Origin of the sequence: Marivita sp. S2033, from assembly GCF_046592965.1 — a bacterium.
Lineage (GTDB): Bacteria > Pseudomonadota > Alphaproteobacteria > Rhodobacterales > Rhodobacteraceae > Marivita.
Window position 1 is genome coordinate 1 of sequence record NZ_JBISBV010000026.1, and the last position, 5,726, is coordinate 5,726.

Here is a 5,726-nt window from a genome sequence, read left to right on the forward strand (position 1 = left end):
TCGCTGGGCGGCGGGGTGGCGCGCTGGCTGGCGCAGCGGTTGGCCCGTCACGAGGTGGCCGTGGTGCTGCGCGTCGGCGGGCCGCAGCGCTGGCAGGTGGAACTGCACAGCGCGGCTGGCGTCACACGCGGGGCGGGCGATCGGTTCGCCGAGGTCAAGGCCCTGCTGGCCTATGCCGGTGCGCGCGATGTGGTCTATGCCTGCGGCGTGGGCGATCCCGCGCCCGAGGAGATCCCGCAAAGGCTGCTTGATCTCTGTGCCGGCGGGCAGGGGCTGGAGATCCTGTTTCACGACTATTTCCCGCTCAACCGCGATTACACGTTTCGCAGCGAAACCTGCCCCGACTGGCAGGCGCTCTGGCGGCCTGCGCTGGAGCGGGCGGCGCATCTGACGGTGTTTTCCCGCGCCTCGGAAGAAATCGTGGCGGCGGTGCATCCCGATCTCGCGCACAAGATCCGCCTGTGCCCCCATGCGCCGCTTGGTGCGGTGCCGCGCCTCGGCCCGCCGCGTCCGGGGCGCATGGGGGTTGGCGTGTTGGGCGACCTCAATGCCCAAAAGGGGGCCGGAGTGGTTGCCGATCTGGCGCGGGCCTTTGCCCGCACCGGCGAAGCGCGGCTGGTCGTGTTGGGCGAGGTGGCGCCGGACTGCGGGTTACCGCGCGGGGTGAAGGTGCTGGGCGGCTATGAGCTGGCCGATCTGCCCCACCTGGTGGCGCGGCACAGCATCGGCACCTGGCTGGTCCCGTCGCTCTGGCCCGAGACGTTTTCCTATGTCACCCACGAGGCGCTGGCGACCGGCTTGCCCTGTGTCGGGTTCGATCTCGGCGGGCAGGGCGATGCGCTCAGGGCGCAGGAGCATGGCCGGGTGGTTGCGCTGCGACACGATGGCTCGGCGGATCTCGACGCGCTGTTGCGCGCGCTGCGCGGCATGCCGGGATGGCCTGTGCTTGCGCCGAAAACAGGCTCTAACCTAACGAGAAACCGGTTCCGGAAGCGGGTGGGAGCATGAGGATTACATTCCTGAAATTAGGTCCGGTCCGGCCCTATTGTTTCGCATGCGAAACATTGGGTCCGAAGCGGACCTATCTGTCAGAGGTCGCTGAGAATGTCGCGATGCCAGCGCATCAGCCCCAGCCCAGCCAGCAGCGCAGAGCCAAGCCCGAGTGCGAGCACATAGGCAGGGCTGACATATGGCGCATCATAGCCCGGATAAAGCCCGCGCCGCACCAGCCCCACCACATGAATGAGCGGGTTCCACCACAACAGGTCGCGCCACGGCAGGGGGATGCCCTCATAGGTGAAGAACACGCCCGAAATCACGAACATCGGCCGCATCAGGATCGACCAGATGCGCTGCCAGAGCGGCACCAGCCCGGTGAGCAGGCAATTCAGCGCGCCGATGCCGAAACCCAGCACCAGCACCAGCGTCGCGGCCTGCGCCAGAACCGGAATGTCGGGCGCGGCGCGGGTTTCGCTGAGAAACATCAGCCCCGACAGCAACAGGCTTGCCACCGCGATCTGGGTGCCCCCCGCCAGCAGGAACCGCGCCAGCAGCGCATCCAGAACGCCGACCGCCGGATAGGCAAACAGCGGGCGCGAGAAATTCAGCGCCTGCGCCAGCTTGCCGGTGATGTCGGTGAACATCAAAAACGGCAGCAGGCCCGAAGCGTAGAACAGCGGAAAGCTGACGCCAAGTGCGGGGGCGTGAAAGCTGATGGCAAAGATCACCGACAGCAGCGCGATGCCGAAAAGCGGCTCTGCCACGGCCCAGAGATAGCCGCCGGGCATGCGCCCGTGCGAGGTCGCCATCTCGCGCAGGATCAGCGCCCCCACCGCACGCCACAGGGTCGGGCGGGCAGCGGGTGGTCGATCTGGAATCATGGTTGTGTTTCGCTGCAAGATACACGCATAGGAAGAAAAATTATCGCATGAATCGCCTTGATGCAATCCCTCGCGATCCGGTCGCGCCGTTTCAGGCATCGCCCGCGATTCCCTTGCCGTCACCTGCGATGACGCCACCCCGGACAGGGCACTGGCCCGCGCCGCGCGCCCGGTTGGCCCGGCGGCACATGGCGCTGGCGCTGTCCTTTGTGCTTTGCGTCATGCTGCCGGTGCTGGTCAGTGCCTGGTATCTCTGGACGCGGGCGGCGGACCAGTTCGCGTCTGAAGCCGGGTTCGCGGTGCGCCGCGAAGAGGCCAGCGTCGCGGCAGAGATGCTGGGCGGCATCACCGGCCTCTCGGGGGCGAGTTCGCGCGATACCGATATTCTTTACCATTATCTGGGCTCGCGCCGTCTGGTGGCGGAGCTTGAAGGCGAACTGGGGCTGTCGGGGCTTTGGGCAAAACCCGGATCAGAGGCGTTTCGCGGCGAAACGGACCCTGTTTTTGCCTTTGACGACAGAGGCGCGCTGGAGGATCTGCACCGCTACTGGCCGCGCCGTGTTGCCGTGGCTTACGACAGCCTTGCCGGGCTGATCGAGCTGCGCGTGACCGCCTTTGCGGCGCGCGATGCGCAGATCATTGCAGAGGCCATCGTGGAGCGCGCGACGCGGCTCATCAACGAGATGAGCGATGTGGCGCGCGCCGATGCCATCACCGACGCCGCCGCCGAGCTTGAGGTGGCGGAAAACCGGCTGCGGCTGGCGCGCACGCAGGTGACGGCGTTTCGCAACCGCAACCAGCTGGTCGATCCGGCGGTGGATCTGCAGGCGCGCGCCGGGCTTCTGGGCACCTTGCAGGGGCAACTGGCCGAGGCGCTGATCGCGCTCGATCTGCTGCGTGAGGCGACGCGGGCGGGTGACCCCCGGCTGGATCAGGGCGCGCGCCGGGTTGCGGTGATCGAGGACCGGATCGCGGCGGAGCGTGCCAAGCTGGGGCTGGAGGGCGACGGCGGTGCCTTTGCCAGCGTCGTCGGGGCCTATGAGGCGCTGGTGGCGGATCGCGACTTTGCCGAGCGGGCTTATGCCGGGGCGCGCACCGCCTATGATCTGGCGCAGGCCGAGGCGCGGCGGCAAAGCCGGTATCTGGCGGCGTGGCAGGCTCCGACCCTGCCGGAGGTGGCGGAATACCCCAGACGCGCACGTCTGCTGGCGCTGGTCGCGGGCTTTGCGGTGCTGCTCTGGGGGCTGGTGGCGCTGGCGGCCTATGCGGCGATGGACCGGCGCGGATGATTGCGCTGCAGGAGGTCTGGAAACGCTTTCCCGGCGGCCCGGTGGTGGCCGAAGGGCTGAACGCGGTGTTTCCAAAGGGGCAGGCGACGGCGCTGCTGGGGCGCAACGGGGCCGGCAAATCCTCGCTGCTGGCGATGATCGCGGGCAGTTTGCGCGCCGATGCGGGGCGGGTGCTGCGCCACGGCACGGTGTCCTGGCCGGTGGGTTTTGCAGGCGCGTTCCACCCCGATCTGAGCGGCGCGCAGAACACCCGCTTTGTCGCGCGGGTTTACGGTGTGGACAGCCGTGGATTGCTGAACTTCGTGCGCGAGGTGTCGGGATTGGATGAGGCGATGCGCCAGCCGGTGCGGCGCTATTCGTCGGGCATGCGCGCGCGGCTGGGATTTGCGATCTCGATGGGGATTCCGTTCGACATGTATCTGGTCGACGAGGTGACGGCGGTGGGCGATGCCGCCTTTCGCCGCGAAAGCTCTGCCTTGCTCAAGGCGCGGCTGGGGCAGGCGGGGGCGATCGTGGTCAGCCATGCGCCGGCGCAGTTGCGCGGGCTGTGCAGTGCGGGTGCGGTGCTGGAGAACGGGAAATTGCGGATGTTTGATGATCTGGAGGCGGCGATCAGCGTCTATCAGGCGGCGCAGGCCTAGGGATCAGGCGGCGAGCCAGAGCGCAAGTCGGTCCTGCGGCCAGTGCCGATGCGCGCTGAGCTGGCGCAGACGTGGGCGCGGGGCCAAGGGCAAAAGCGGGCGCAGGATCTGTTGCGACTCTGGGGTGAGCAGGGGAATATGTGGCTCTAACGCGGCCAGATTGGCCTCGATCCAGCCGCGATAGGTGCCGTTCATCACGCGCCACATTCGCCACAGCGCGGCGCGCAGCCCGTGGCGCGGGCCCATCTGGTTGGCGCCATGCGCACGGTAAAGCACGCCCGGGCGGGCATCGAGCAGGATCCGCCCGCCGGCCCCCGACAATAGCAGGTAGAGCCACCAGTCCCAGAACGGCACATCGACCACACCGGCGCGCCGCGCCAGCGCCACGGCATTTGCATCCAGCATCAGCCCGCTGCCCACCAGCACGCTTTCCACCAGCGCATTGTGCAACCCCGGCGCGCGGGTGATGCGCCGTGCCATATGCTGCGGCGGGTGGCCCTCGCGCAGCACCATCCGGTGCGCGCCGTAGGCCTGTCCGGCATCGCAGGGTGCGGCATGTGCAAATGCCGCCAGGCCGCGCCCGAGATGGGTTGGCAGCCACAGGTCGTCCTGATCGGCAAAGGCCACCGGGCCGGGTGGCAGCTCGGGGTGGCAGAGCAGGCCAAGGTAATTGGCGCTCAGCCCGCGCCTGGGGCCGCGCCAGAGCACCACCGGATTGGGCTGGTTGTCGGCAAAGGCGCGCAGACAGGACCATGTGGCATCGGTGGAGCCATCGTCGCTGACCCAGAGCGACCAGTTGCGGTGATCCTGTGCGGCAAGGCTGGCCAGTTGCGCGCGCAGATGGGTGGCGCCGTTCCGTGTGCCCATGAGCACGGTGATATGGGGCAGGGGGGCCATGGGGTCAGACTGTGATGAATAGATGAGATATACAACTTGAAGATGTGCGCAGGGCGAGAACTCGGCTTGCATCTTGTGCGCCCTGTGCCGTTTTTGCCGATTGGGCCGATCTCGGCGGGGTTCCACCGGCAGCGCTTGAGGCAGGGGGCCAGACGTTTTAGGGTTGCGGTCGGGTCCGGTCGCGGGCCGGTGACGCCAGTTGATGACCATAAAGGCCTGCGCCAGATGCAGTTTCCGCCGATCTATATCCTGAGCCTTGAGAGTGCGCAGCGGTTCGGGCCGCTGGCAGAGGCGTTGCGCGCGCGCGGGCTGGACTACGAGGTATTCTGGGGCATCGACGGGCGCACGCGGCTGCCGGGTATCCACGAACCCTGTGTCGACCGTCCGGGAGCCGAGGCGCGTATGGGGCGGCCGATGACCGATGGCGAGTTCGCCTGCGCGCTGTCGCACCGCCAGATCTACGAACGGATCGCGGCGGGGGATGCGCCTTCGGCGATCGTGCTCGAGGATGACGCCGACCCGGGCGAGGCGTTTTTCGAACTGGGACCGGCGCTGGCGAACCCGCCCTGCGGATTGCTGCTGTTTGATCACAAGAACACCTATGTGCGGGTGCGCGACCGGCTGATCCTGCCCGGCGGCGTGCGCGCCTTTCGCGTCGCGCTGCCGCCGTTCCTGGCCACCGGTTACATGGTGTCGCGCGAAGTGGCCGCGCATCTGGCGTTTCGCAACGGGCCTGTCGTGCAGCCCTCGGACTGGCCCGACGCGATCCTGCAATTTGACAGCTATGCCTGCGATCCGCGCGTCGTCACCCAGCGCGGGCGCACGGTGGGCACGTCGAGCCTCGAGGCGGGGCGGCGGGCGCACAAGCACAAGCGGCGCAAGAGTCTGCGGCGGCTGCTTTACAAATCCTACTGGCGGCGCTGGATGACCAAGCGGCTGGCCCGCAAGCTGGCCTGAGACAGCGGCGCATTTGCGCGCCGTGATCGCGGGTGAAACCGTCGGATGCCTCCGGCGGAGGT

At 67.9% G+C, this 5,726-nt stretch carries 6 protein-coding genes; 4 read left to right on the forward strand and 2 right to left on the reverse strand.

Annotation, left to right across the window (positions count from 1 at the left end; translation table 11 throughout):
• Positions 1 to 1,008: glycosyltransferase (locus ACGKZZ_RS16955; RefSeq protein ID WP_411224698.1), on the forward strand; the 1,008-nt coding region annotated here is incomplete at its 5' end.
• Positions 1,009 to 1,088: 80 nt separating this feature from the next.
• On the opposite strand, the gene ACGKZZ_RS16960 is transcribed toward ACGKZZ_RS16955, so the two are convergent.
• The gene (locus tag ACGKZZ_RS16960; RefSeq protein ID WP_411224699.1) at positions 1,089 to 1,880 is read right to left on the reverse strand and encodes an ABC transporter permease; all 792 of its coding nucleotides are present in this window, start codon (positions 1,878 to 1,880) and stop codon (positions 1,089 to 1,091) included.
• A 47-nt stretch (positions 1,881 to 1,927) separates the two neighbouring features.
• On the opposite strand from ACGKZZ_RS16960, the gene ACGKZZ_RS16965 reads away from it, so the two are divergent.
• Both ACGKZZ_RS16965 and ACGKZZ_RS16970 read left to right on the forward strand, forming a co-directional pair.
• Complete coding sequence (locus tag ACGKZZ_RS16965; protein WP_411224700.1) at positions 1,928 to 3,169, forward strand: capsule biosynthesis protein; 1,242 nt, start codon at positions 1,928 to 1,930, stop codon at positions 3,167 to 3,169.
• A complete protein-coding gene (locus ACGKZZ_RS16970) occupies positions 3,166 to 3,810 on the forward strand; it encodes an ABC transporter ATP-binding protein (RefSeq protein ID WP_411224701.1) in 645 nt (214 codons plus the stop codon). The genes ACGKZZ_RS16965 and ACGKZZ_RS16970 overlap by 4 nt, the downstream gene beginning before the upstream one ends.
• A gap of 3 nt (positions 3,811 to 3,813) precedes the next feature.
• Here ACGKZZ_RS16970 and ACGKZZ_RS16975 read toward each other — a convergent pair whose 3' ends face one another.
• Positions 3,814 to 4,707, reverse strand: coding sequence for a glycosyltransferase (locus tag ACGKZZ_RS16975; protein WP_411224702.1), 894 nt, complete (start codon positions 4,705 to 4,707; stop codon positions 3,814 to 3,816).
• A 225-nt stretch (positions 4,708 to 4,932) separates the two neighbouring features.
• Here ACGKZZ_RS16975 and ACGKZZ_RS16980 point away from each other — a divergent pair, with 225 nt between their 5' ends.
• Positions 4,933 to 5,664 carry a glycosyltransferase family 25 protein gene (locus ACGKZZ_RS16980; RefSeq protein ID WP_411224703.1) on the forward strand — a complete coding sequence of 244 codons (732 nt, stop codon included), beginning with the start codon at positions 4,933 to 4,935 and terminating at the stop codon, positions 5,662 to 5,664.
• The last annotated feature ends 62 nt before the right edge of the window (positions 5,665 to 5,726 follow it).